This is a genomic window from Natrinema salaciae, from assembly GCF_900110865.1.
Classification (GTDB): Archaea; Halobacteriota; Halobacteria; order Halobacteriales; family Natrialbaceae; genus Natrinema; species Natrinema salaciae.
This window is the reverse complement of the sequence record NZ_FOFD01000004.1, coordinates 378760-401761: the sequence shown is the minus strand read 5'-3', so window position 1 is coordinate 401761 and position 23002 is coordinate 378760. Positions and strand designations below refer to the sequence as shown.

At 65.5% G+C, this 23002-nt stretch carries 23 protein-coding genes; 14 read left to right on the top strand and 9 right to left on the bottom strand.

What is annotated here, in order from left to right:
- Nucleotides 1-36: 36 nt before the first annotated feature.
- The 5 genes from BMX07_RS15505 to BMX07_RS15485 all read left to right on the top strand — a co-directional run bounded on the left by BMX07_RS15505 (nucleotide 37) and on the right by BMX07_RS15485 (nucleotide 4436).
- Nucleotides 37-972, top strand: a complete 936-nt coding sequence (locus BMX07_RS15505; protein WP_090619947.1) for a phosphatase PAP2 family protein — start codon at nucleotides 37-39, stop codon at nucleotides 970-972.
- A 401-nt stretch (nucleotides 973-1373) separates the two neighbouring features.
- Complete coding sequence (locus BMX07_RS15500) at nucleotides 1374-1622, top strand: hypothetical protein (RefSeq protein ID WP_090619207.1); 249 nt, start codon at nucleotides 1374-1376, stop codon at nucleotides 1620-1622.
- A 1155-nt stretch (nucleotides 1623-2777) separates the two neighbouring features.
- Nucleotides 2778-3098: a DUF5789 family protein gene (locus BMX07_RS15495; RefSeq protein WP_090619204.1), complete on the top strand. Its 321-nt coding sequence runs from the start codon at nucleotides 2778-2780 to the stop codon at nucleotides 3096-3098.
- A gap of 214 nt (nucleotides 3099-3312) precedes the next feature.
- The gene (locus tag BMX07_RS15490) at nucleotides 3313-3831 is read left to right on the top strand and encodes an Lrp/AsnC family transcriptional regulator (protein WP_090619201.1); all 519 of its coding nucleotides are present in this window, start codon (nucleotides 3313-3315) and stop codon (nucleotides 3829-3831) included.
- A 293-nt stretch (nucleotides 3832-4124) separates the two neighbouring features.
- A complete protein-coding gene (locus tag BMX07_RS15485) occupies nucleotides 4125-4436 on the top strand; it encodes a DUF7344 domain-containing protein (protein WP_090619199.1) in 312 nt (103 codons plus the stop codon).
- A gap of 138 nt (nucleotides 4437-4574) precedes the next feature.
- Here BMX07_RS15485 and BMX07_RS15480 read toward each other — a convergent pair whose 3' ends face one another.
- Entirely contained in the window at nucleotides 4575-5426 is an 852-nt protein-coding gene (locus BMX07_RS15480) for a hypothetical protein (protein ID WP_245742129.1), read from the bottom strand.
- Between the two features lie 211 nt (nucleotides 5427-5637).
- On the opposite strand from BMX07_RS15480, the gene BMX07_RS15475 reads away from it, so the two are divergent.
- The 5 genes from BMX07_RS15475 (at nucleotide 5638) to BMX07_RS15455 (ending at nucleotide 13466) form a co-directional block, all read left to right on the top strand.
- Nucleotides 5638-7224, top strand: a complete 1587-nt coding sequence (locus BMX07_RS15475) for a sulfatase (RefSeq protein WP_090619196.1) — start codon at nucleotides 5638-5640, stop codon at nucleotides 7222-7224.
- A gap of 293 nt (nucleotides 7225-7517) precedes the next feature.
- Nucleotides 7518-7817: an Hsp20/alpha crystallin family protein gene (locus BMX07_RS15470; RefSeq protein ID WP_090619193.1), complete on the top strand. Its 300-nt coding sequence runs from the start codon at nucleotides 7518-7520 to the stop codon at nucleotides 7815-7817.
- A gap of 231 nt (nucleotides 7818-8048) precedes the next feature.
- The gene (locus BMX07_RS15465) at nucleotides 8049-9410 is read left to right on the top strand and encodes a WD40/YVTN/BNR-like repeat-containing protein (RefSeq protein ID WP_090619191.1); all 1362 of its coding nucleotides are present in this window, start codon (nucleotides 8049-8051) and stop codon (nucleotides 9408-9410) included.
- A gap of 279 nt (nucleotides 9411-9689) precedes the next feature.
- Nucleotides 9690-10820 (top strand): GNAT family N-acetyltransferase, encoded by a 1131-nt coding sequence (locus tag BMX07_RS15460; protein WP_090619188.1) that lies wholly within the window; start codon nucleotides 9690-9692, stop codon nucleotides 10818-10820.
- An 87-nt stretch (nucleotides 10821-10907) separates the two neighbouring features.
- Nucleotides 10908-13466, top strand: a complete 2559-nt coding sequence (locus BMX07_RS15455) for a heavy metal translocating P-type ATPase (protein WP_090619185.1) — start codon at nucleotides 10908-10910, stop codon at nucleotides 13464-13466.
- A 10-nt stretch (nucleotides 13467-13476) separates the two neighbouring features.
- On the opposite strand, the gene BMX07_RS15450 is transcribed toward BMX07_RS15455, so the two are convergent.
- Nucleotides 13477-14061, bottom strand: coding sequence for a TIGR03668 family PPOX class F420-dependent oxidoreductase (locus tag BMX07_RS15450; protein ID WP_090619182.1), 585 nt, complete (start codon nucleotides 14059-14061; stop codon nucleotides 13477-13479).
- A 106-nt stretch (nucleotides 14062-14167) separates the two neighbouring features.
- On the opposite strand from BMX07_RS15450, the gene BMX07_RS15445 reads away from it, so the two are divergent.
- A complete protein-coding gene (locus tag BMX07_RS15445; protein ID WP_090619178.1) occupies nucleotides 14168-15403 on the top strand; it encodes an MFS transporter in 1236 nt (411 codons plus the stop codon).
- Nucleotides 15404-15545: 142 nt separating this feature from the next.
- Here the strand turns inward: BMX07_RS15445 and BMX07_RS15440 are convergent, their stop codons facing one another.
- Both BMX07_RS15440 and BMX07_RS15435 read right to left on the bottom strand, forming a co-directional pair.
- Nucleotides 15546-15935, bottom strand: a complete 390-nt coding sequence (locus BMX07_RS15440) for a DCC1-like thiol-disulfide oxidoreductase family protein (RefSeq protein WP_090619175.1) — start codon at nucleotides 15933-15935, stop codon at nucleotides 15546-15548.
- A 157-nt stretch (nucleotides 15936-16092) separates the two neighbouring features.
- On the bottom strand, nucleotides 16093-17730 hold the full coding sequence (locus BMX07_RS15435) for an FAD-binding oxidoreductase (RefSeq protein ID WP_090619172.1): 1638 nt from the start codon (nucleotides 17728-17730) through the stop codon (nucleotides 16093-16095).
- Nucleotides 17731-17991: 261 nt separating this feature from the next.
- On the opposite strand from BMX07_RS15435, the gene BMX07_RS15430 reads away from it, so the two are divergent.
- Both BMX07_RS15430 and BMX07_RS15420 read left to right on the top strand, forming a co-directional pair.
- A complete protein-coding gene (locus BMX07_RS15430; RefSeq protein ID WP_090619169.1) occupies nucleotides 17992-19251 on the top strand; it encodes a hypothetical protein in 1260 nt (419 codons plus the stop codon).
- A 606-nt stretch (nucleotides 19252-19857) separates the two neighbouring features.
- On the top strand, nucleotides 19858-20259 hold the full coding sequence (locus tag BMX07_RS15420) for an HVO_A0114 family putative DNA-binding protein (RefSeq protein WP_090619164.1): 402 nt from the start codon (nucleotides 19858-19860) through the stop codon (nucleotides 20257-20259).
- Nucleotides 20260-20402: 143 nt separating this feature from the next.
- Here BMX07_RS15420 and BMX07_RS15415 read toward each other — a convergent pair whose 3' ends face one another.
- Nucleotides 20403-20669 carry a helix-turn-helix domain-containing protein gene (locus BMX07_RS15415; RefSeq protein WP_175480172.1) on the bottom strand — a complete coding sequence of 89 codons (267 nt, stop codon included), beginning with the start codon at nucleotides 20667-20669 and terminating at the stop codon, nucleotides 20403-20405.
- Nucleotides 20670-20900: 231 nt separating this feature from the next.
- Here BMX07_RS15415 and BMX07_RS15410 point away from each other — a divergent pair, with 231 nt between their 5' ends.
- Nucleotides 20901-21332: a hypothetical protein gene (locus BMX07_RS15410; protein ID WP_090619161.1), complete on the top strand. Its 432-nt coding sequence runs from the start codon at nucleotides 20901-20903 to the stop codon at nucleotides 21330-21332.
- A gap of 51 nt (nucleotides 21333-21383) precedes the next feature.
- Here the strand turns inward: BMX07_RS15410 and BMX07_RS15405 are convergent, their stop codons facing one another.
- From BMX07_RS15405 to BMX07_RS15385, 4 genes are all read right to left on the bottom strand, one after another.
- Nucleotides 21384-21731, bottom strand: coding sequence for a growth inhibitor (locus BMX07_RS15405; protein ID WP_090619158.1), 348 nt, complete (start codon nucleotides 21729-21731; stop codon nucleotides 21384-21386).
- Nucleotides 21728-22102: a MarR family transcriptional regulator gene (locus BMX07_RS15400; protein WP_090619155.1), complete on the bottom strand. Its 375-nt coding sequence runs from the start codon at nucleotides 22100-22102 to the stop codon at nucleotides 21728-21730. Before BMX07_RS15400 ends, BMX07_RS15405 begins: the two co-directional genes overlap by 4 nt.
- Nucleotides 22103-22297: 195 nt before the next feature.
- Complete coding sequence (locus BMX07_RS15390) at nucleotides 22298-22552, bottom strand: hypothetical protein (RefSeq protein WP_090619150.1); 255 nt, start codon at nucleotides 22550-22552, stop codon at nucleotides 22298-22300.
- Nucleotides 22553-22584: 32 nt separating this feature from the next.
- On the bottom strand, nucleotides 22585-22845 hold the full coding sequence (locus BMX07_RS15385) for a winged helix-turn-helix domain-containing protein (protein WP_090619147.1): 261 nt from the start codon (nucleotides 22843-22845) through the stop codon (nucleotides 22585-22587).
- Between the last annotated feature and the right edge of the window lie 157 nt (nucleotides 22846-23002).

Sequence of the window (23002 nt, the reverse complement as noted above, 5' to 3'; positions counted from 1 at the left end):
GAATCGTTTATATGTCTCGTCGCACGTAACACGGATATGTCCCGAGGGTTCGGCTGGTTCGACGCGTTTCGCGAGGTCGCACCGGAGTGGGCCGTCGTACTGCTCGGGTTCGTGACCCAGCTCGGCGACGTGTGGTTTCTCGGGCTGCTCGTCGGGACGCTCTACTGGTTCGAAACGGAGGACCGGGGACGGATCGCTGCCGTCTTCGGGCTGTTACTGGCCGGACTCTCGCTCATCACGGCGCTGAAACACGCGTTCGCGCTGCCGCGGCCGAACCGCGTACTCGTCGAGATCGGCGCGCTTCCGGAAGCGGTACACCCGCTGTACGAAGCCACCGCGACGGCGACCGGCTACGGCTTTCCGAGCGGCCACGCCCTGATGACGACGATCGTCTACCTGAGTCTGGCCAGGTACACTTCCGTCAGCACGCGGCGGCGGCGGTACCTCGGCGCGGCCGGGCTCGTGACCGCGGTCTGTCTCTCGCGCGTCGGGCTCGGCGTTCACTACCTCGTCGACGTGATCGCCGGCGTCGGCGTCGGGCTCGGGTTCCTGGTTCTCGTCTGGCGGCTCTTCGATCGGCACCCCACCCACCGCGGCACGCTCGGGTTCGGGCTCGCGGTCGTTCTCGCGGCCGTCGCCCTCTGGACGACCGGCGGGGACTCCGACGCCGTGCTCCTGACGGGTGCGTCGATCGGCGCGTTCGCCGGCTGGCAAGTCGCCCTCGTCGCTCGCGGGCTCGACGCCGGGCGCGGGCCGATACGGGCCAGTCGCCCGCTCACCGCGAGAACCGCCGCGGTCGTCCTCTCGGTCGCCTCGCTCGTCGGCCTCACCGGCTACTACTGGCCGGTCTCGCTGCTCGCCGGAAGCGGTGTCCTCGGGCTGCTCGTCGCCGCGTTCGTCGTCGCGCCGGTCCTCTACCGCACCGGGGACGACGGCGGGTTCCGGAACCGGTCGGCCTCCCGATCGCAGTAGCGCTCGCGGGCCGTCGCCGCGGCGACTCGAGCGACGGTTCACCCTTTATTCGCCGATTCGGCGGTTCGGACGGCGGTGTCGACGTCGCGCGCGTTCGTCGATACAGGCGAGAAACCGCGGTACTCGTCCGTCGTGTTCCATTAGCTATAAGTAATTCTTTCGCGCATTTCGCGCTGGAAGTCAGCTCCAGCGGGGGCGTACGCAAACGCCCCGGGTGCTGATGACACCCGAGACTGGCTTCCAAACACGAGCCGTTTGCAAGCCATGATTCGCTTACTCCTACCGAGATATAAACGTCTCGCACGACGACCGTATCGCACCCGATCGACTGCGCCGCTCGAGCGGCGGCGCTATCCGCAGAACCGGCACCGATCGCGGGAGTGCTGCCGCGGGAGGGGCCGATGAGCGACGAGGCCGACGACACCGCCGACGCCGACGACGAACCCGAAGGGCTCGGAGAGATAGTCGTCGACGCCGACGTCATCCCCGCCAGCAACTCGCCGGGCGGCCGAGAGCCGCTTCGCTGCCCGCGCTGTGACACCGCGATCGCGCTGGTCGTCAGCTACGGCCCCCTCACGCACAAGGCCACGCCTTGCGGCTGTCCGGTTCCCGCCGACCTGCTCGAGCGAACCGACGGCGACTCCGTGTGAGGACGGAGGGGGTGGGACGGCACGATTTTTGCGGTGGGAGAATCAGTGCTCTGGACAGGTTCCGGCGGGCCAGTGGCGGTTCCTCTCTGTGCGAACTCGCCGACTGTACTCGCACGAGGTTCTCCTACCCCGTTTCAGCGACGGAAATCAATCTATCGAACGAGCGCGCTGGAACGGTAAACGGACTCGTTGTACTACCCACGAAATGAATAACACAATCGGTGTCAGTCGACCCCACTTCGGTAGAATCGCTTGATATGTATTCTCAATCCGTTTTACGCGATTTCTACGTTCGAGGTACGTTAGAGCATCCCGAACGCGTGATTCCGTGAGATCCGATTTAGAGGCGAGGGACTCGACCGTTTGTGGCTCCTCACTTTCCTTGAGATTCTGATATACGGTATTCAATATCTGCAAGCGGAGTAGCAATTCTCCATTTTCTCGAGTCACTACGTATTCCTCCGTTGCAGGGGATGGCTTGTACCCGATTATTGTCAGACCATCGAACAAAAACCACGTTCCAATAATCGAAAATATAACACCGATCAGTACAGATTCGACTAGTCCGAAAAATGCACCGGTGATGAGAAGCGACGTGCCAAAGACGACCCATTCTGTCCCGTTCGGAAACTCAAACGATTCGCTGAGAACATCGTTCAGTACCACTCCAGAAAGTAATATTACTAGAGGAAATACCCCATCAGAGGACATACCTGTAAAGAAATGTGTGAATATAACTAGCGCACTTATTGCAATCACTCCTCGTATCACCGTATTCCCCCAAATATTTGCAAGCGGAGTGCTCATGCTCAGATGATGATTGGATAACAGTATAACTTTTCTCCAGCGCAGTGAGTAATGATTCCCCTTCGAAAACAGACCGTTGACAAATCGGAACTATTTGCATGTGTATGTGGTAGAGATTGTGGAAAAATCGGATATTCTTGAAGAATGTGCGCTACTCTCTCCCGTCCTCGGACACAGCAGTTGCGGACGTACACGTTCGACTGAACGCCGGGATCACTCTCGAGTACACCCGCCGTTCGCCACGCCGTGCTGTCGACGGAGCGCGTCCCCGTCATCTGTGCCGAACGAAACAGGTCAAGAAATCACGCGAGCAATTTATTATGATCGATGATGAAGGATCCTCCCGTAATGTCCGATAGCGAACGCGACAGAGAACTGGGGGTCGAATTCGGCCCGCTCGCCGACCGACTCGATCGACACGAGTATCCGGCGACGTGCGAAGAACTGCTCGACGCGTACGGGACTGCGGTCCTCGGGTTCGAAGACGGCGAACAGACGCTCGAGGAGGTGCTGAGCCCGGTGCCCGAAGAGCGGTTCGACTCGGCGACGGAAGTCCGCACGGCCATCTTCAGCAACGTCCCCGAAGGCGCCATCGGACGGAAAGGGTACAGTGATCGCACGCCGCCGGCACTCGGTGAGCAAAGCGAGGAACCGGAAGAGTCGTTCTGAGCACTCCTGCGGACACGTCCGCTGGGCCTCGGTTTGACGCGGAGCAACGTTCCGTTCCTTTCAGTAGAGGACGACCGCCCAGTACAGCGTCGGATCGAACGGTCCGACCTATAGTAGCAGCACGGAGACTTCGAGACTGTTCCGTGAACGAACCCATCAGGGAACCAACGCGGTATGCACCTATGTTAGGAGCCTTCGCGACGTAACTCGTCGTATGGGTCGTGACTTGGACGATGTCGATCGGAGTATCCTCTATTTGCTTCAGAGAGATGCCCGTAATACGACGGCAGAGGAGATCGCCGATACGGCTGGCGTCTCGGCCAGTACTGTTCGCAACCGCATCGACCGACTCGAGGCGGATGGCATCATCAAGGGATACCATCCAGAAATCGACTACGAAGCGGCCAACCTCCCGCTGCAAATGACGTTCGTCGTCACCGTGTCTCCAACCGAACTCTCCCCTCTCTCGGAGAAGGTCCGATCGATCAAAGGCATCATCGACGTCCGCGAGATGCTCACTGGCAGACGCAATCTCCACGTCGATGTCGTCGGGACGAACACGACCGACGTTACCAGAATCACCGATAGCATCCACGACCTTGGCCTCGAGATCGAAAGTTCGGAGATGATGAGACGACGGCACGTTCAGCCGTTCAATCACTTCTTCCTGCAAGGGACGGGGGACGTAGACGCGCACGGCGACGACGGAGACGACGAATCGCCGAATGAATGACATGTGATATGAAGTCGACTTTCCACAGAATTTCGGATGTAAATTGGGGAAATACACACCTTCGAATGCAGAACACACAATTTCGGACGGCACGATTGCGAAAAGTCGAATATGTAGCCAGTCGCTCACAACAGAGTTAAGAGCGAGTCGGCCCCATCGTCGTGTGGGAGAGATCGATCAGAGAGATCGGTTAGGGTTGGGCCTCCCTCGGAACCAACACGCCGTCAGGTTCCTCGTCGAACTCGATAGACCGCCCCAAGTTGTGATCACTCGATCACAAGTGAATCAAAATAATGACGCAACAGCAACTGTATCCCCGTGAGATCGACGATCTTCTGAACCTGATTGCCAATCACCGTCGTCGTTCCGTCCTCTCTTACTTCCGCGATTCGACGGCGGACGTCACTTCGGTTAGTACCCTCGCAAACGAAATCAGCGACCAGTGCCCCGGCGATGCGGAACGGGTTGCCCGACAGTTACACCACTCAGCACTTCCTCGATTAGCGGATGCCGGTGTCGTTGACTACGACGCGAGGAGCAACGTGGTCCAGTATCGAGGACACACTGAACTCGAAATTCTACTCGATGGTATTGCAGATCTCTAACTGACTCTGGCGATTGGAAGCGACGGGTCCATGTAACACCGTTCCGCAATAGCGACGCATACGCACAGAGGGACCATACTATATTTTCGGTTCTGTTTGAGACAAAGAGGATCCCGAAAGACGAGCGTTCGGTGTGAGTCAGCGGTCGTTCTCCGCCGATTCGCCGTCGGCGTTCTCTCTGTCTGCGTCTCCGTCGTTCTCTCTGTCCGTGTCTCCGTCGTTCTCTCTGTCCGTGTCTCCGTCGTTCTCTCCGTCCCCGGCGTCCCCCTCGCTCTCCGCCGATTCGGACTCGTCCTCGTCCGGCGGCTCGACTTTCATCCCAGAGGCGTCCTCCGCGGGGCTCTCCTCCGGTTCGGTGTCCGCGGTCTGGGTCGGTTGGGCCTGCTCGGGTGACGGCCCCGTCGCCTCGCTGACCTCGTCGGCCATCGCCGGATCGGAGACGTCGACCTCGACCCCGTCGGACTCGGTCTCGTGCCGGGGCTCTTCCTCGTCCGCCCCGAGGTTCGGTCGCGACCGGGATGCATCCTCGTCCGGTTCGTCCGTGAACTCGATCTGCGAGCCCGAATCCACCGCGTCGTCGATTTCGGGCTCCTCCGAGATCTCGCCGTCGGGCTGGGTCTCGGACTCCCGTCCCGAATCGACGCGGTTGGCAGCGGCGGTGGCCTGATCCGAGGTCTCCTTCCCGTCGGTTCCCTCCTCGACTTCCGGGGGGCCGCCCTCCGTCGACTCGTCGCTCGAGCGCCGGTTACGGAGTCCGATCCCGATCAGCCCGCTGCCGACGATCGCGAGCGGAATCGCTCGCCGTCGGTTCGCGATCAGCGAGCGGACCGCGGCCACCAGCAAGAGCCCACCACCGACCAGCGGCAGCGTTCCGCTCGCGAGCGCGCCGGCCGGTGCCTCTAGCGCTTCGAGGTCCGCCGTTTCCTCGATACCCTCGAGGTCGTTCGTCGAACCGTCCGTCGTCGCGTCGTGATCCTGGTGCTCAGTCATCGGAGAGTGTACGTGATCCGGCCGGATGAAGATTCGACCGGCAGATGACTACCCGGGCCGCACCCGGACCCGGCCGCAGTCGGTGTCGGGTCGATCTCGAAGCGGACCGTACTCGGTCCGTTTCGGCCGGATATTGGGCCATAGATCGCATTACGGCCCTGCATACTCCGGGCGGGTGGCCTTCCCTATCTGCCGTGGACGTACAGTATCCATGGCGGACTCTAACGGACGTGACGACGAGTCACATAGTACTGTGCGGAACGTGGTTCTCGTCGTTCTCGATACGGCCCGGGCCAAAAGCGTCGGCATGCAGCCGTTCTCGGACGGCCCACCGACGATCGACGACCACGCCGGCGCGCAACCCCCGCCGGACGACCGACCCCGCTCGAGCGGCAATCGCGGCGGTGCGAACCCGACGCCGACGCTGACGCGGCTCGCCGACGAGGGGGTCGCGTTCGGAAACGCGTTCGCGACCGCGCCCTGGACGCTTCCCTCCCACGCATCGTTTTTCACCGGAACGTTTCCCTCCGAACACGGGACCCACGGCGACCACACCTATCTCGACGACGAGCTTCGAACGCTGCCCGAGGCCTTCGACGACGCGGGGTTTCAGACGATCGGCGTCTCGAACAACACCTGGATTACCGAAGAGTTCGGCTTCGATCGCGGGTTCGACGATCTTCGCAAGGGCTGGCAGTACATTCAGTCCGACGCCGACATGGGCGCGGTCGTCCGCGGCGAAGACCTCCGAGAGAAGCTCGTCGCGACCCGGAATCGAATCCTCGACGGGAATCCGCTCGTCAACGCGGCCAACATCCTCTACAGCGAGCTCCTGCAGCCGGCCGGCGACGACGGCTCCGACCGGTCGACGGACTGGATCGGCGACTGGCTCGCGAGTCGGGACGACGAGCGGCCGTTCTTCCTGTTCTGTAACTTCATCGAACCCCACGTTCGGTACGACCCGCCGAGAGCGTACGCGGAGCGGTTCCTCCCCGCAGGAGCCAGCTACGAGGAGGCGGCTGCGATCAGACAGGACCCCCGCGCCTACGACTGCGACGGCTACGACATCTCCGACCGCGAGTTCGCCCTCCTTCGCGGGCTCTATCGGGGGGAAATCGCCTACGTCGACCACCAGCTCGGCCAGCTCCGGCACGCACTCGAGGCGGCCGGCGAGTGGGAGGACACCCTGTTCGTCGTCTGCGGCGACCACGGCGAGCACATCGGCGAACACGACTTCTTCGGACACCAGTACAACCTCTACGACACGCTGCTGAACGTTCCGCTGGTCTGTCACGGCGGCCCGTTCACCGGCGGCGGTCGGCGGCACGACCTCGTCCAGTTACTCGACCTGCCGGCCACGCTGCTCGAGACGGCCGGCGTCGACGATCCCGCGCTGCGCGAGCAGTGGTCGAGCCGGTCGCTCCACCCCCACTCGGACGCCGAGCCCCGCAACGCCGTCTTCGCCGAGTACGTCGCACCCCAGCCGTCGATCGAACGGCTCGAGGCTCGCTTCGGCGAGATTCCCGATCGGGTCCGGACGTTCGATCGCCGGCTGCGAGCGGTCCGGACGCCCGAGTACAAGTACGTCCGCGGCGACGACGGGTTCGAACGGCTTCACCACGTCCGGACGGACCCGCTCGAGGACACCGACATCAGCGACGAGCGACCCGAGCGGGTGCGGACGCTTCGGCGACGGCTCGAGGGGCGGTTCGAGCCGTTCGGCGAGGCTGACGCCGCCGGCGAGGTGGAGATGCGCGAGGGGACCAAAGACCGACTGGCGGATCTGGGGTACCTCTGAGCCGTTCGGTGCGGTCGGTTCCGGAACCGCCGGTTTCGAGCGACGCCGATCGCGGTCGCGTCAGTCGGACTGCCGTCACCGGCCGGAAGCGCCGGCGGATTCGCCGGTGATTTCGGTACCGACACGACCCCGCACGGTGAGTGGTACTCGTGGCGGCACGGGCTGCCTTCGCCGCCATCGAAGCGCTGCCGACGAAGCGTGGTCCATAGCTGATCGGTGGCCGCGTCCCGGGCACATCAAGCACACACCTGTTCACGCGGAAACGTATCCGGTCGTCGTCGGAACGTGACCCCGTGTCCTTCACTTCGCCTCCCGACACGGCACCGTTTCCGTTTCCGATTCAGGTCGTGTACGACGGGCGGGTCGGCCGGCTTCGCGTCGCCGTCGACGTCGATCCCGTTCCCGTCGAGGACGTGACGGTCGAAGCCGGCTCGCGGCGACTCCGAATCGCGGTCGACCGCGGCGTCGACGGCGTCGCCGAACGAACGCTCACGCCCCTCCCCCGCGGGCACGTCGTCGGCGACGACCGCGAGGCCGTCTACAACAACGGCGTCCTCACCGTCTCGCTCGAGGCCGTCCCTCGACGCTGGTAGTCCGAGCCCGACCCGGCGGTGACACTGGCAGTCGCTTGCCCCGCGTCGATCTCGCCGAACGTCGAACGCCGAACGGTGACTACCGCGGGACCCGGATTGGGGAGACCGACGAGCCGAACGGATTCTCGGGCGACCGCGGCTCGCGAACCCGGTCGTCGCGTCTCGGGCCGTGCCTGCAGCACGTTTTTGCTCGCCAGCCCGGTAGCTGGACTCGAGCGGCGGTGCTCGACCATGGCTACCCACGATTCACGGTCCGGAAACGACTTCGTCCCCTTCTTTCGCCGCTACGCGAAGTCGTGGGTCCACGCGGTCGCGGCGGCCGGCATGACGGCCTTCGGGACGCTGACGATCGTCCACCGCGGGTTCGCCGTGCTCGCGCTCGCCGCTTACGTCCTGCCACCGATCGTGTTGTATCTCCGGCGGCCGTCGGCGGATCGAACGGCGGGCGACCCCGCGGTCGACCGAGAGCGTGCCGCCCGACCGACGGGGGCGGCCGGCGAAGAATCGGCAGCGGAGACGGAACCGCTCGAGGACACCGAGAGCGGGGAGCACACCGAGACCGACGGGCGAACTGAGAGCGGGACGCACGCCGATCGAGCGGGCGCTCCGACGGGCGCTGCCGTCGACCGCCGGGGTCGCGAACCCGAAGCCGGTGGCGACGTGCCGGCCGACGACGAGGGCCGAGCGGAGCGCACTCGGGACTGGCGCGTCGTCGACGTTCCCACCGAGGCGACGCTCCGGGGAGTCTGCGCGACCGCACGCGGCGCGGTCTACGCCGTGGGGGAGGACGGCGTGGTTCTCACCGCGGCTCCCCTCGCCGGCCGGGACGCCGGCGAGTGGTCGATTACCCTCGAGGACGGCCCGGCCGCCGCCGGCGAGGACCTCCTCGCGGTCGACGCGACCGACGATGGGGACGCCGTCTGGGTCGCGGGCGACAGCGGTGCCGTGGGGCGGATCGACGCCGAGACGGGCCGCCACACGGACTACACGGCCCCGGCGGACGTCACCGACAACTGGCTGGGGGTCGCCGTCGGCGGGGCCGGCGGCGACGAGACGATCCTGCTGATCAACGGCTCCGGCGCGGTCCTGCGCGGCCGCTACCGCGACGGCGACTGCTCGTGGGACGACCCCGTCAAACCCGGCGACGGCTCGAGCCTGAGCGGGATCGCGCTCGCCGACGCGTCGGTGGGCTACTGCTGTGATACGAACGACGGCGTCTTCGAGACGACCGACGGGGGCGAGTCGTTCGATCGCGTCGGCCTCGGGGGTGCGAGCGGGACCCTCGAGAGCCTCGCGACGCTCGGACGGGGGGACTGTCTGGTGAGTGCGGACGACGGTGTCGTCCACCGCTACGGCGGGTCGACGTGGACGCCCGAGCGGGTCGGCGAGGAAGCGATCTGCGGGCTCGCCCGGCGCGAGGGCGAGACGATCGCGTGCGACGCCGACGGGGCGATCTACGAGCGGACCGACGCGGCGGGCTGGAAGCAGGTCGAGACGCGCGCGCCGGAATCGCTCATCGACGTCTCGGTCGCGCCGGACGGGGCTCGAGCGGTCGCAGTGGGCGAGGACGGCACCGTCGTCGAACGGCGGTGAGACGGCTCGCCGAGGGCGGCGGCCGAGGCGGACCGCCGCTCGAACGTCGAGACGGCCGAGCTCGCGGGTATCGAGGCGGACGGTCGACGCGGCGTCGACCGGTCTCGGTTCGAGTCCGATCGACTGACGGTCGGCCGAACCGACTCCATCGCGGACCTGTCGGGGTGGCGTATTCAGGGTCAACCGGCTTTCCCTTCCGAGACGGATATCCACCCGTCACGACCGCACAGCGGGGCGTCCCCCGTTCGCCTCGTAGACGGGCGTGCACCGACCTCGATCATGAGTGTACCCACACGAACGGCGACGCGATACACCGTCCGCACGTTCGAACCCGACGATCGAGAGACGTTTCTGTCGATGTACGACACCGTCTTCGGGCACGACAGAAGCTCGGGGTGGTTCCGCTGGAAGTTCCGCGAGAACCCGTACGTCGATCACGTCCCAGTTCTCGTCGCGAGCGCCGACGGCGAACCCGTCGGCTTCCGGTCGTTCTTCGCCCAGGAGATGCGCGTCGGCGGACTCGTCAGAACCGCGTTCCAGCCCTGCGATACGATGGTCCACCCGGACCACCGCGGGCGCGGGCTGTTCGATCGCATGAACGAGCGGGCCGTCGAGCGCTACGCCGACGGCGAGCCGTCGTTTTTCTTCAACTTCCCGAACGAGAACTCGAAGCCCGGCAACCTCGCGCACGGCTGGCGCGAGGTCGGCACGGTGCCGGCCTACTACCGACCGCAGAACCCCCTCAGCGCCCTCGAGGGGCAGGGAAGCACCGGGCTGACGGCCAGAGACGCGGACTCGCGGTCGGCCGACGGGGGACCGGCCACCGCGGTCAGGGAGGCGTTCGAGACCGCCATCGCGACCTCCCACCGGGCCGGCGATCGGTTGCTCGTCGGTTCCGACTCCGAGATCGCCGTCGAGCGCTACGAGACGCCGCCGGCCGACGTCCTCGCGGCGATCTATCACCGCTCCGTCCCCGAGATGATCCACACCAACCGGTCCGCGGCGTTCTACCGCTGGCGGTTCGACAACCCGGCGCACACCTACGCCGCGTACGTCGCCCGACGGGACGGCGACCCGATCGCCGCCCTCGTGGTCTCGACCGTCGGCGATCACGTCCGGATCGTCGACACGCTCCCGCGGACGATCGAGTCGGAAGACGCGGCGCTCGAGCAACTGCTGGCCTCGGCGCTCGACGATCACGCGGACCGCAGCTACGTCGAGGCGTTCGGGGAGACGGTGCCGACGCCGCTCCGGTTTCGGTTCTATCCGGACACGCGATTTCCCCTCTCGGCGTTGGTCCAGCCGACGGCCCGGACGCTCCTCGCGCGCGACCTCGAGGACGGACTCGCCCTCGAGTCGAGTTCGATCTCGTCGTGGAGGTTCTCGCGGCTCGATCTGGACACGACCTGAGGCGGGTGAGATGCACCGACGGGGAGACCGGCGCGGCGAGCGGCGTGATCGGTCACTGTTATTGCCGTCGAACCCGCAGTTGCCGCTGTGAGCGATCGACACGTGGGGTGTGACGGACGCGACCGCTGTCGGCTGTGTGGGACGCCGCTTTCGGCGGCCGTCGGCGAGTCGGAGCCACCCGAATTCTGTTCGACCGGCTGCCGCGACGTGGCCGCCGAGTTCGGGACGGGTGACGGCGATCGTGCACCCGACGAAGGCAGCGATCGGCCCGCCGACGAGACCGATCCTCGTCCAGCGGGCCCGCCGACCGATCCGGGGCAGACCGCGAGCGCGGACGCCGACGGGCGACCCGAGACCCGTCGGACGTTCCTCCGAGTCGACGGCATGCACTCGGCGACCTGCGAGACGTTCCTCGAGACCGTCGCGGCGGATCGGGACGGCGTGACCGAGGCCGAGGCGAGCTACGTCACGGAGACGATCCGGGTCGACCACGATCCGGACCGGGTCTCGGCCGACGCGCTCGAGGACGCGCTGAGTACGGTCGGCTACACGGCGTACCTGCGGGACGACGCGACGGCCGAGGACGAGACCGGCGGCACCCGGCGGTCGCGGGAGATGTCCGGGCTCCGGAAGCGCCGCTCGGAGGACATGCTCGAGATGCGGTACGTGGTCGGCGTCGTCTTCGGCTCGTTCCTCCTGTTGCCGTTCGTCGCCGTCCTCTACCCGATGTTCCTGACGTCGTTTACCGACTGGGGCGCGATCGCGCACTTCGAGGGTGCCTTCACCGGCTTCAGCGGCCCGCTGTACCTGCCGCTCTTTCTCGTCGGGACGGGCGCGATCCTCTATCTGACCGGGGGGCCGCTCCTGCGGGGTGCGTACGTCAGCCTGACGCTCCGGCGACCGACCACGGACCTGCTCGCGGCGCTGACGATCGTCAGCGCGTACGTCTACAGCGTCGTCGTCTCCGGGCTCGGACGCAACGACCTCTACTTCGACCTGACGATCGTCGTGGCCGCGGTCGTGATGGGGGCGACCTACTACGAGTCGACCGTCAAACGCCGCGCGACCGACCGGCTGACCGACCTCACCGTCTCGCAGGTCGATACCGCTCGGCGCTACGCCGCGGACGGTTCGACGGCGGACGTGCCCGTCGCGGAACTCGAGTCGGGCGATCGGGTGCTCGTCCGCGAGGGCGAGCGCATCCCCGTCGACGGCCGACTCGCCGAGGGCGAGTGCGCGGTCGACGAAGCCGTCGTGACGGGCGAGTCGCTCCCGGTCACGAAGGGCGAGGGCGACGAGGTAGTCGGCGGCTCGGTCGTGACGACCGACGCGGCGGTCGTCGACGTCGGCGACCGGACGACCAGTAGCATCGAACGGCTCACCCGCGTCGTCTGGAACGTCCAGAGCGCGGACCACGGCGTCACGCGACGGGCCGACGAGTTCGCCGCGATGCTGGTGCCGGTCGTCGTCGGCGCTGCGGTCGTCGTCGGCGCGGGCGTCCTGCTCACCGGCGCGGGCGCGATGGCTGCCTCGCTGGCCGTCCTCATGACGGTCATGGTCGGGAGCCCCTGGGCGCTCGGGTTCGCCACGCCGTACTCCGTCGCCGCGAGCCTGCAGGAGGCCCTCGAGCACGGGATCGTCGTCTTCGACGAGACGATCTTCGAGCGCCTGCGAGCGATCGACGCGGTCGTCTTCGACAAGACGGGGACGCTGACGACCGGCGAGATGACCGTCCGCGAGGCCGACGCGCCCGACGACCTCCTCGCGGCGGCCGCCGCCCTCGAGCGGCGGGCGGCGCACCCGGCGGCCGCAGCGATCGCGGACGCGTTCGATGGGACCGGGCCGGCCGAGGATGTCGACGGCGGGGCGACTCGCGCGGACGGCGGTTCGGCCGCGGCGGACGAACTGGCGGTGCGGGATTTCCACACGCACGCGACCGGCGTCGAGGGCTCGGTCGACGGCCGGACGGTCCTGGTCGGCCACCCCGACCTCTTTCGGGAGCGGGACTGGTCCCTCGAGAGCGGCCTCGAGGCGCGGATCGACCGGGTGCGCGAAGCGGGCCGATTGCCGGTCGTCGTCGGCCGGGACGGTGTCGCCGAGGGAATCGTGATCGTCGGCGACGAGCCCCGCGAGGCGTGGGAGGAGACGGTCACGGCGCTCTCCGCCGACGGGATCGACGTCGTGGTGCTGACCGGCGACGACGGGACGGCGGCGGACATCTTCGATCGCCATCCGAGCGTCGATCACGTCTTCGCCGGCGTCCCGCCGAACGGGAAGACCGCGGCGGTAGAGCGGATGAAAGCCGAGGCCCGCGTGGCGATGGTCGGCGACGGGACGAACGACGCGCCCGCGCTCGCCGCGGCCGATCTGGGAATCTCGCTGGGCAGCGGCACGGCGCTCGCCGCCGACGCTGCCGACGTGGCGATCGTCGACGACGACCTCGCCGCGGTCGAGCGGGCGTTCGCGCTGGCGGCGGCGGCGCGCGACCGGATTCGACAGAACCTCGCGCTCGCGTTCGTCTACAACGCGATCGCCATCCCGCCGGCCGCGCTCGGTCTCGTGAACCCGCTCGTGACGACCGTCGCCGTCGTGATCGGCACGCTCCTCATCGCCGGGAACGCGGAGCGATCGCTCGTCGACGACTGACCGCTCGCCGTCAGGCGTCCTCCGCACCGTCCCGATCGCTCGCCCGCGCAGTTGTACTCGCGTCTTCCGAGTCGCTCCCTGACTCGCTCTCGAGCGCCCCCCACGAAACGACTCGCGTGACCCGGATCGAAACGATCGGCCGATCGTCGAGGGCGTGGTCCTGGTCCGCGTACTGGTCGTACCTGTTCTCGAGCACCCTCACCGCGGCGTCGTGGATCGCCCCGGTCGGTCGATCGCCGGTCGTGCCGTCCGGCTCGAGAATCCGTGCGCGACCGCGGACCTGAATCCACGCGAGGCGCGACCAGTCTTCGCGGTAGCGGTCGACCAGCAGCGTCACCCGCGGGTTCGTCCGGACGTTCCGAACGCGACGGAGGTCGCGGGTCGCCTTCGGCTTCTCGTCGATCGCCGAGACGATTCGGCGGCCGTCGCCACCGTCGGCGTCGCCGCGTCGCGCCCCGGTCGCGTCCGCCGGGGACGCCGCCGGCTCGAGCAGCGCGAAACAGATCGGGACCGCGTGCGGTCGCCCCTCGGCGTCGACCGTCGCCAGCGAACCGACGCGGGCCCGCTCGAGGAAGGCGCGTTCGTCGGGCGTCATAGGGTCACCGACACCGACCGGCGGGAAAGAGCTGTCCGGGGACGATTCCGGGGAGACGTACCGCGACGGCAAACTACTCGGGCCGCCGTCACCCATCCACGTCCAGATGACTGATCGGCTGAGTCGGCGTCGCGCGTACGGTGCCGTCGCCGTCGGGACGCTCGGGTACACCGTCCTGATGTTCATCTGGTTCTCGCTGCCGGCGTACCTCTCGACGATCATCGGCGAACTCGACCTGTCCGGCACTCAGGCCGGCGTGGTCGCGGGTGCGGTTCCGCTGACGTACATTCCGATCGCGCTGTTCACCGGGATGGTCGTCGACCGCGTCGGTCCGGGCCGGACCCTCGCGGCCGGCGTGCTGATCTACGGCGTCGCCCAGACCGGTCGCAGCTTCGCGGTCGGCTTTCCGTCGCTGCTCGCGGCGACGCTGCTGATCGGGGTCGGTGCGACCGCCATCACGTTCGGACTGCCGAAGCTCGTCTCGGTGCTGTTCCCGCCCGACGAGACCGGGTTCCCCTCCTCGATCTACCTCGTGGGGGCGTCGGCGGGAACCGCGAGCGCCTTCGCGATCGGTCGACCGGTCCTGGGGCCGCTGCTCGGCGGCTGGCGCGCCCTCTTCTTCTGGAGCGGCGTCGTCGCGATCGGCTACGGCCTGCTCTGGTTCGTCGTCGCGCGGCGACTGCGGATCGACGCCCGCAACCGGGCGGCCAACGACGCGGACGAAGCCGACTCGTCGCTCTCGTTCGCCGCGATCCGTCGGGATCTCGTGCTCGTCCTGACCCACCGCGAACTGCAGCTCGTGGTCGTCGTCGGGACGATGTACCTGCTGATCGCCCACGGCATGCAGGGGTGGCTCCCGACGCTGCTCGAGGCCCGAGGCTACTCGCCGGACCGAGCGGGGCGGACGACGAGCCTGCTCGTCGCCGCCAACGTCGTCGGCGTCCTGACCGTTCCCGCGGCCGCCGACCGGTTCGGCGCTCGCCGGACCGCGCTGATGCTCTGTGGGCTGGTCGCCGGGCTCGGGGTTTCGGGCGTGATCGCAAGCGGTATCGGCCTCCTGTTGCTCGGGAGCGTCGTCGTCACCGGATTCGGCTTCGGTGGCCTCTCGCCGCTCATCCGGGCGATCCCGCCGGAGCTCGAGGGGATCGGCGCGCGGCTGACCGGGACGGCCGTGGGATTCATCTTCGCCGTCGGCGAGATCGGCGGGTTCCTCGGCCCGGTGATCGTCGGGAGCCTGCACGACCTCACGGGCTCGTACGCACCGGGACTGGGGCTGCTGGCCGCGGCAGGGCTCGTCGTGGCCGTCGCCGGCGGGGTGTTGCGGTTTCGGTACAGCGACTAGGCGTCGTGGTGGCGAACACGGACGAAACCGGTCGATCGGACCGCCCGTTCGTACGCGTCACTCCGTTGTCCGTCCGCGCTCGAGGCGTCGCGGGTCCGGCAGCCGCGACTGTGGTGACTCGGTTTTCGTCCCGGTGGCCGGGTCAGCCGTCGTCGGATTGCTGGCGCGCCGGCGGCGTCTTCGAGAGGTACGTCCCCAAGCGGTCGCGGTTGTCCGCGACCCACCGGTAGGTGCGCTCGCGGACGCGCTCGTAATCCTCGAACTGTCGGAGGAACTCGACGACGTCCCCCGCGGGCTCGGCGATGTCGGTACGGCGGACCGCCTCCTCGATCGAGGCTCCACAGGAGTAGACGCCATCGTCGGCCACCAGATGCGCACAGTCCTCGTAGTTCGCGGGCAGTCGCTCGAGCAGTTCGTCGGTGAGGTCGCTGAACCCGACGATACGGATGTCCGCCGTTCGCTCGTCGAAATACGCCGCCCACCACGTACAGAAGCCGCAGTCGTCGTCGTAGACGAGTGTCGCCTCGGTCATGTTCGTTCGAACGGGCTCGAGATACAAACGCTTGGCTCGAGAGCGGGTGGGTGCTGCTGGTTGGCGGCGGTGTCGTACTCGTCCCGATCCCTGTTCGGGACGGGCAGCGCCGCCGAGATCGGTAGTGAGAGCGACCGCTCACCGACCGAATCCCACCTCAGTCGCGACCCGGTGGATCGACGAGGACGCCGGGATTCATCACGCCCGCCGGGTCGAGGACGCCTTTCACTGCGCGCAGTGCGTCCCCGTAGGGTTCGGGGATCTGCTTCGCGTACCACTCCTTGTGATCCCGGCCGACGGCGTGGTGGTGCGTCGGCGTCAGGTCGTACTCCATGACGGTGTCGAGGCCGGCGCGTTTGATCCGCCGCCACTGTTCGATCCGCCGATCGGGATCGGGATCGCCGGGGGCGCGGAACGTGTAGTACACGGCGGGGCCGTCCGGATAGACGTGCGTAAAACGGGTCGATACGTGTCCCATCTTGCATTCCGCGTCGAGCGCATCGGTGACGGCCGCGAGCATCGCCTCGTGAAACTCCGGGAAGCGGTCCCACGTCACTGCAGTCTCGACGGTTCCACCGACGACGCACAGCGGGAGGTCGGTACTTCCGGAGCCGCCGAGCTGGAACGCCTCACCCCAGCGGACCACGTCGCTGTCCTCGGGGCGATCGTGGCCGTAGCCCGGGCCGTAATGGTCCGGTCCGTCCGGACAGGAACCGCCCTCCGCCTCGCAGATTTCGAGGGCTCGATCGAGGGCCGCGTCCGTCGGCTGGTCCGTAGATTCGAACCCCAGGATGACGAGGTCCGCTTCGACATCGTCCATCCCGTACAGGCTCGTCTCCACGCGGTCGTGGAGGCGACAGTTCGCGGGATAGAGTTTCGCCTGGACGATCCGGCGTATCGCCGCCGCGGCCTCGAGGATGCCGTCGAAGTACACCGCCGCGTCCGATCGGTACTGCGGTCGCGGTTCGACCTGCATCCACGCCCGCGTGATGACGCCGAGACTGCCCTCGGAGCCACAGACGAGCCGGTTCGCGTCCGGGCCGGCACCGTGGGCGGGGAGCCGCTGGGTTTCGAACGGTCCCGCCGGACAGATCATCCGGACGCTCTCGACGAGCTCGTCGATGTGGGTGTATCTGGTCGCGTAGTGGCCGCCGGATCGGGTCGCGATCCACCCGCCGAGCCCCGAGAGCCGATACGACTGCGGATAGTGCCGGAGGTGAAGCCCGTACTCGTCGAGTTGGCGGTTGATGGCCGGCCCCAGGGTCCCGCCCTCTATCAGCGCGGTTCGCGATCGTTCGTCGACCTCGAGGACGTCGTTCAGGTTCCCGAGATCGAGCGCGATCGTTCCTGTGTAGCCAGCGCGGATGTCTCCAGCCGGCGGCCCCGTCCCACCGGCGACGCCGGTTCCGCCAGTGACCGGCGAGACGGCGACGCGCCGGTCGGAAGCCCACGCGAGTACCGCCTCGACCTCCGTCTCCGTCGTCGGTCGCGCGACGATGTCCGGGGCGGGCGTGAAATCCCCGTGGAACGCCCGGATGGTCTCCGGACGAGCCATGCCGTAGGTTCGCCTCGCGCGAACGGCTCGGTCCGACGAACAGAAATCCGCGAGTTCGTCGGGTATCTCGATCGCCGGATCGGGGATCGTCGTGTCGGACAGCGGGACGGGATCGCGGACGGGCCGCTCCGGAAAGCCGAGCGTCGACTCGAGGAACGCCTTGCGCTCGCGGAGTTCGGTCTCGTCGATCATTTCGCCCTCGAACCCCCATCCCCAGCGACTCCGCGGTTTCGAGCTCATCGCACCACCTCGATAGCGGGCGCGGTCGACTGTGGTGCACTCTCTCGCAGTTGTGGTTCTCTCACCCGTGTCAGGTCGTGGCAACCCATGAATGGGGCGACCATGTCAACCGAAATAACTACTGTGTCGCGTTCGACGATCGGTCCTCGTCGCGGGCGCGGATTTCCGTCCGAGAACCGTCGCTCCCCGAGACCGGTCGCTCCGTCCGCCGAACCGTCTGCTCGCCAGAACATTATTGGGACTACTGTCTAATCGAGAACCATGAGTAGCGCGGCCCGGCCGCTCTCGGAACCGCAGGTGCTGGCCCACACGAAGCAGCGACTCTTTCCAGCCGAGGACGAGTCGACCGCGTACGCGGTGGCCGACACCCAGTTCTCGCAAGCGGAGTGGCTCCCCGGCCACCCCGTCGCACAGGAGATCCGCGACCGTCTGGCCCCGTTCAACCACGTCCGGATCGGCGGCGGGTATCCCGATCTGGTCGGCGTTGGGACTCTCGAGTCGGAGCTGCTTGCCGTCGAGCGCCTCGGCGACGAGCCGCCGTTGATCGCCATCGAGGCGAAGGGGGAGACCAGTGGGGGCGTCGATACGCAACGGGGCATTCTACAGGCGTACGACCGGCTCCACGAGGCGAACGCGGCCTATCTCGCCGCGCCGGCGGCCGCGATTTCCGAGACCGATCGGACGCTCGCGCGGGAGTTGAACGTCGGCGTGCTCGGCGTCGATTCGGCGGGGACCGTGGACCCGCTCGAGGTGCCCCGCGTCGTCGGCAACCGGACGACGACCGAGGCGACGGCGTTGCGGTTTCAGGCCAGCGCGCAGGGAGTCGCGGACGCGTCGTTCGGCCTGAACCATCCCAAGAACTACCTCGGCTATCCGCTGGCCCACTACGCGGCCGGGGACACGGAGGCACTGCTGTCCGAGTACAAGGTCGTAAGCGCCGTCGACAGCGCCCGGCAGGGAGCCGCGTTCCTCGGACTGATCGAGGAGGGGGTCGGTGTCGAGGGCAGCGCGCGTGTCGAACTGACCTCGCTCGGCGAGGAGGTCGTTCGGTTCGCGAAATCCCGGTGCGGGTCCGTCGAGGCGGCCCTCGCGGAGTTCGAGAACTGGTACCGATCGGGGAACCGGTTCGTCGATCTCGCGCCGGCGTGGGGCCAGTTGGCCCGCCGTGTGCTGTTCGACTACGAGGCGACGGAGCTGCTCGTCCGCGAACTCCAGTGCATGCACGCGGACGGGATCACGGAGCCGTCGCTCGTGGACGTGGTCGAGTACCTGCACGAAGTCCACCCGTCGTTTACCGTCGAACTGTTCGTTCGGGGGACCGACGGCGTCCGGAGTCGCGTGCTTACCGAAGACGGCGAGCTTCGGCCCGCGGTACTCGCGGACGGCTCCGTCTACCACTCGCCGACGGTGTTTCAACTGAAGGCGATGCTGTACCACGCGGGCATTCTCACGCAGCGTGGGGCGGAACCGAGTCGGCTCGAGCCACTCGAGGATATTTGGGCGCTTCGGGAGCCGGTCTGATTCGGTCGCGTTCGCGATTCGAAAACCAAACTTGCCACTATCGAATCGTAGTAACGAGTCAGTCCGGTGCTTTCGCACCGGATGATGACCCAGATTGACCCATTTTCCAATTCGAGATGAGGGCCCCTAAGCGTATCCATTATCTCAACTACTTGTTTACAAACCAACCGTTTGAAGTAGGAGTAAAACAATAGATCAAATGGGTCGCAGTGACCCAGATTGACCCACCGCCGAAGTGGCTGAAGGAGTGGGCAACCGTCGCGGCGAAACTCGCCGTGGTTTCCTACGCCCTGTGGAGACTGCTTCGCGGACTGCTCGCATAACCGGGGTGAAAACCCCGAAACACCCCGAAAGGGGTTTTGCGAGCGCTGTGTGGGTTTCAACTATGACACAGTCAATATTCGGCATGGATCGTGGTACCGTTCGCAGGGCCGGTGTCATTGCAACCTTTGTGTTGTTCGTGTTGTTCATCGTAGAGCCACAGGTTACAGGACCCATTGGTGAGATACTGCTTGTAGCGTATGTTTTGTTGGTAGGAATCGTACTAGTAAGTCTCGTCGAAGATTTCCGGTATCTGTTGGAGTAATATGCAGAGGATTGGACACTATGACGGATACCAACGTACTCTTGGTCACGATCGGGAATGCAGAGTCGCTTTACGAAGCGGGACGCGAAGCGATTCGAACGCTTCGCGGCAGTGACTCGGTCGACCAGCCCGCGATGGTAACGTTTCCGAACGAACAGCGGCTCAGCGACGTGCTCAACGAGCGTACGTACACACTCTTGCGGGTGATCCGCGCCGACGAACCCGATAGCATCCGTGAGACTGCGCGCCTCGTCGGCCGCGACGTGAAAAACGTCCACGACGAAGTGACGACCCTCGAGGCGCTGGGGATCATCCGCTTCGACGAGGACGGCCAATCGAAGCGACCGGTCTTCCCCTACGACGACCTCATCATCAGTCCGTTCGCACACGATGACGGCGATACGGCACCGGCGACACCGTAGCGAATTCTGTTGTTTCGATCTGTTTCGCGCTTCTCGAGATATCACCGTGGGAAAACACGTGTCGCTACCCAGCGGTGGTTTGGTGCACCTGCTATCGCGTACTCGAGTGTAACTGCGAGCGAGTAGATGGACCAGCGTGGCCGTTACTCGTCGGCTGGTTCGAGATCGTCGGCATCGAGTTGCCCCTCGAGATACGCGACTCCGAGGTCGTCGATTTCGTAGTAACCGCGTTCGACTCGAGTGACTAGTTCGTAGTCGACGAGGACCGAGAGGCGACGATTGACCTGCTCTCGACTTTTGTCGATATTCTTCCCGATAACGGCCGGTGAGAGGGTGAGACCCGACGAGTGGAGGACTTCGAGAATGCGCTCGTCAGTTGGCAATTGCATCCATTCGCCGGGTTTTCGCATCGTATGGGTGTTCCTGAATAGATTCTTACGCCTATCGGTCCATCACATTCGAGTCATCAATATCCTACCCATAGATCATGTATTAGTGATTAGATTTATGAGGGTGGCAACAGAGCCGTTGAATTACGGGAAAGTGAGAATGGCAGACTAATCGGTAGGCCTGCCAGAAATAAGCGGTCCGGTGTATGAGCACCGAACCGCGACAGCTCCCGTATTCCAGCTACGGAAGCCATGTCCGACCACAATTCGCGGGCCCTTGAAGGCCTCGACCGATCAGATGCATCGATTTCGAACGCTCGAGTCCGTGCCGATGGCGGGACGACCGACGACACCATCCGCGATTGCCTCACCGCGATCGACTCCCTCACGCGCACCCTGCACGCAGCCGTTCAGACTGAGGGAGCGAACCTCGAGAGCGCCGACCCCGAGACCCGTCGCGAGGCCGCGCGACACGTCCGCGGGATCAGAGCGGAGGTCAGCCAAGTCGGGCTGCTACTGGTCGGTCCCGAGGCGGTGATCCCCTACCGGCCGGGCGACGATCCCGACCGCGATTCGTCGCCGACCGATCGCCCGCGCTCGTTCACGACCACCTATCTCGGACCGGAGGCGGAGGCCCTCGAGCGCCAGCGCGGGGAGCGTAGAGATGAGAATTCTGATAAATAATGTCGGCGCAGCGATGGGCAGACGTTGCCAACGCTCGAGGAAACGGGACTATCAGCGAACGTAACTGACGAGTGAGTCAGTTGCCTCGGTCACGAGCCTGCGTTCGATTCGCCCTTGCCAGTAGTCGATATCGTCTCGTGCAATCGACTGGACGCCCCACGGAACGATGCGACTATCGTCGGGAGTGCCGCCACGAATCCATGCGTTCGCAGGAATGTCGATCAGTCCATCCATCCAGGTTTTGGTCGTGAGTGTGAGCGTGATGTACTGCTCGCCGTGGAACGGCCGTCCTTCGTGGTTCGAAAGGACGAGCCACGGTCGCGCTGCATCGTCCCCCTTGTACGGATCAGCACCGTAGACGACGTCTCCATCCTGATAAATCGGCTCGTCGGCACTCACTGCGAGTCCTCCTCGAGACTCGGATGTGGCTCCGCCGGCGCGTGTTCTTTCCACGCCGCTTTCTCCTCAGCCCCGAGTTGCTCGTTGAACAGTCGCGTCGCACGGCTGTAGCCGTCGTGTCGCTCGAGGCGCTGTTCATCGCTCGTGATCGCCCAGTACGTCCCCTTGTGTTCGACTAACTCACGGTCTTTCAGTCGCGTCAGTGCCGTGCTGACCGTCCCCCCGTCGAGTTCCGTTCGGGCCGCGATCTCCGTCGCCTTGAACGCGCGGTCGTCATTCGCGGCCAGAAAGCCGAGCACCTGCTCCGTGCTGGAGAGGTCCTCGAGTTCGTCCTCGCTCGAGCGGTCGAACGTCTCCCGGTCGATGGACATGATCGAGCCTACTGTCGCGCGTGTTATATGCGTTACTCCTGTAACTACTGTTATTGCGCGTAGTGCAGGATATTCTTGCGATGATTCGGGGAGATAGAACGAATTCATTCACTCTCCGGTCCTTGTGGAGCAACTCGAGGATATCCCTGTCGACCGGCGTCATCCAGTTGGCTACTTTCGGACGCATTTCTGATCCTACCCCGTCTCTAATTCGCCCGGCTCGAGTGTCTCGTCGAGATAGCGAGCACCCAGTTCGGTGAGCGAATAGTAGCCGTCACTCTTGCGGTCGAGTAGCTCGTGATCGGCAAGGTTGCGACAGCGCTGACCGGTATAATTCGGATGAGAGTCGATATTCCGTCCGATAACCGCTGGCGGAACCTCGCCTGCATCCCGGACGTACTCCAGAATCGCGTCGTCAGTCGGGACCATCCAGTCAGCGCGTTCTCTCATAGCCGGAGTCGTGTTTCATTTCCTGATGGGTCCTATTGATCTCTTGTTTCGAGGTCATCGGCAGTGAGGTCGCCTTCGAGATACGAACGGCCGCGATCGGAGAGTTGGTAGATCCCGCCGGTTTCATCGTAGTATTCGACGAGTCCGTGCTCACGAAGCGTCATCACGTGTTCCCGGACCGTTTGACGACTCCAGTCGATATTCTCTGCGATGATTCGAGGAGACAAAACGAGTTCGTGCAACCCTCCGTCATTGTGGAGCAACTCGAGGATATCTCTATCGACCGGCGTCATCCAGTCGGCTAACCTCGGGCGCATCTGCCACCACGACGTTCTCTCCCTGTTTGACTATTTTCATTGGGTAGTGGCTAGAAACAATATGATTTGATAGACAAACAGTACTGTTGTTAGTTTTAATCCGGCTGAAACAATACTGTTTGTCACGGGGACT

Excerpts from the sequence above, each read along its gene's own strand:
- BMX07_RS15505 (WP_090619947.1), top strand. The coding sequence starts at position 37 with ATGTCCCGAGGGTTCGGCTGGTTCGACGCGTTTCGCGAGGTCGCACCG.
- BMX07_RS15500 (WP_090619207.1), top strand. The coding sequence starts at position 1,374 with ATGAGCGACGAGGCCGACGACACCGCCGACGCCGACGACGAACCCGAA.
- BMX07_RS15495 (WP_090619204.1), top strand. The coding sequence starts at position 2,778 with ATGTCCGATAGCGAACGCGACAGAGAACTGGGGGTCGAATTCGGCCCG.
- BMX07_RS15490 (WP_090619201.1), top strand. The coding sequence starts at position 3,313 with ATGGGTCGTGACTTGGACGATGTCGATCGGAGTATCCTCTATTTGCTT.
- BMX07_RS15485 (WP_090619199.1), top strand. The coding sequence starts at position 4,125 with ATGACGCAACAGCAACTGTATCCCCGTGAGATCGACGATCTTCTGAAC.
- BMX07_RS15480 (WP_245742129.1), bottom strand. The coding sequence starts at position 5,426 with ATGACTGAGCACCAGGATCACGACGCGACGACGGACGGTTCGACGAAC.
- BMX07_RS15475 (WP_090619196.1), top strand. The coding sequence starts at position 5,638 with ATGGCGGACTCTAACGGACGTGACGACGAGTCACATAGTACTGTGCGG.
- BMX07_RS15465 (WP_090619191.1), top strand. The coding sequence starts at position 8,049 with ATGGCTACCCACGATTCACGGTCCGGAAACGACTTCGTCCCCTTCTTT.
- BMX07_RS15460 (WP_090619188.1), top strand. The coding sequence starts at position 9,690 with ATGAGTGTACCCACACGAACGGCGACGCGATACACCGTCCGCACGTTC.
- BMX07_RS15450 (WP_090619182.1), bottom strand. The coding sequence starts at position 14,061 with ATGACGCCCGACGAACGCGCCTTCCTCGAGCGGGCCCGCGTCGGTTCG.
- BMX07_RS15445 (WP_090619178.1), top strand. The coding sequence starts at position 14,168 with ATGACTGATCGGCTGAGTCGGCGTCGCGCGTACGGTGCCGTCGCCGTC.
- BMX07_RS15440 (WP_090619175.1), bottom strand. The coding sequence starts at position 15,935 with ATGACCGAGGCGACACTCGTCTACGACGACGACTGCGGCTTCTGTACG.
- BMX07_RS15435 (WP_090619172.1), bottom strand. The coding sequence starts at position 17,730 with ATGAGCTCGAAACCGCGGAGTCGCTGGGGATGGGGGTTCGAGGGCGAA.
- BMX07_RS15430 (WP_090619169.1), top strand. The coding sequence starts at position 17,992 with ATGAGTAGCGCGGCCCGGCCGCTCTCGGAACCGCAGGTGCTGGCCCAC.
- BMX07_RS15420 (WP_090619164.1), top strand. The coding sequence starts at position 19,858 with ATGACGGATACCAACGTACTCTTGGTCACGATCGGGAATGCAGAGTCG.
- BMX07_RS15415 (WP_175480172.1), bottom strand. The coding sequence starts at position 20,669 with ATGCGAAAACCCGGCGAATGGATGCAATTGCCAACTGACGAGCGCATT.
- BMX07_RS15410 (WP_090619161.1), top strand. The coding sequence starts at position 20,901 with ATGTCCGACCACAATTCGCGGGCCCTTGAAGGCCTCGACCGATCAGAT.
- BMX07_RS15400 (WP_090619155.1), bottom strand. The coding sequence starts at position 22,102 with ATGTCCATCGACCGGGAGACGTTCGACCGCTCGAGCGAGGACGAACTC.
- BMX07_RS15390 (WP_090619150.1), bottom strand. The coding sequence starts at position 22,552 with ATGAGAGAACGCGCTGACTGGATGGTCCCGACTGACGACGCGATTCTG.
- BMX07_RS15385 (WP_090619147.1), bottom strand. The coding sequence starts at position 22,845 with ATGACGCCGGTCGATAGAGATATCCTCGAGTTGCTCCACAATGACGGA.